At 69.3% G+C, this 999-nt stretch carries 1 protein-coding gene; it reads left to right on the top strand.

Annotated elements, in window-relative coordinates; all coding sequences use genetic code 11:
- Nucleotides 1–999, top strand: a 999-nt coding sequence (locus tag NP777_RS46915) for a beta-ketoacyl synthase N-terminal-like domain-containing protein (RefSeq protein WP_256656327.1), incomplete at both ends; no start/stop codon positions are given.

Here is a 999-nt window from a genome sequence, read left to right as displayed (position 1 = left end):
TGTCGGGTCGGGTGTCGTATGTGCTGGGGTTCGAGGGTCCCGCGGTGACGGTGGACACGGCGTGTTCGTCGTCGTTGGTGGCGTTGCATCTGGCGGGTCAGGCGTTGCGGGCGGGGGAGTGCTCGATGGCGCTGGCCGGTGGGGTGACGGTGATGGCCGGGCCGGACGCCTTCGTGGAGTTCTCCCGTCAGCGTGGGCTTGCGGCGGATGGGCGGTGCAAGTCGTTCGCGGCCTCGGCGGATGGCACGGGGTGGGCCGAGGGCGTGGGTGTGGTGGTTTTGGAGCGGTTGTCGGATGCGGAGCGGAACGGTCATCGGGTGTTGGCGGTGGTGCGGGGCAGTGCGGTGAATCAGGATGGTGCGTCGAATGGGTTGACGGCGCCGAATGGTCCGTCGCAGCAGCGGGTGATCCGGCGGGCGTTGGCGGGTGCGGGGTTGGTGGCTGCGGATGTGGATGTGGTGGAGGCGCATGGGACGGGTACGGCGCTGGGTGATCCGATTGAGGCGCAGGCGGTGTTGGCCACGTATGGCCAGGGTCGGCCCGAGGGGCGTCCGTTGTGGTTGGGGTCGTTGAAGTCGAATATTGGTCATGCGCAGGCGGCTGCGGGTGTGGCTGGTGTGATCAAGATGGTGTTGGCGTTGCGGGCGGGGGTGTTGCCCAAGACCCTGCATGTGGATGAGCCGACGCCGCAGGTGGATTGGTCGTCGGGTGCGGTGGAGCTGCTGACTGAGCGGACGGTGTGGCCGGAGGTGGGGCGTCCGCGTCGGGCTGGGGTGTCCGCGTTCGGGGTCAGTGGCACCAACGCCCACATCATCCTGGAACAGCCCTCGGACGTCCCTGGCCTGGCCCTGCCCACGCCGCGGCTGCCGAGTGGCCTGGCGCTTCTTCCGGTGTCCGCGCGAGGCGAGGGCGCTCTGCGCGCCCAGGCGCAGCGCCTGTTGTCCTTCCTGGATCAGCGTCCGGACCAGGATCTCGGCGAGTTCGCCCTCGCGTTGGCTG

The organism is Streptomyces rugosispiralis (genome assembly GCF_024505145.1).
GTDB lineage: Bacteria > Actinomycetota > Actinomycetes > Streptomycetales > Streptomycetaceae > Streptomyces > Streptomyces rugosispiralis.
The sequence above is the reverse complement of the archived record's forward strand: the minus strand, read 5'-3'. Positions and strand labels throughout refer to the sequence as shown.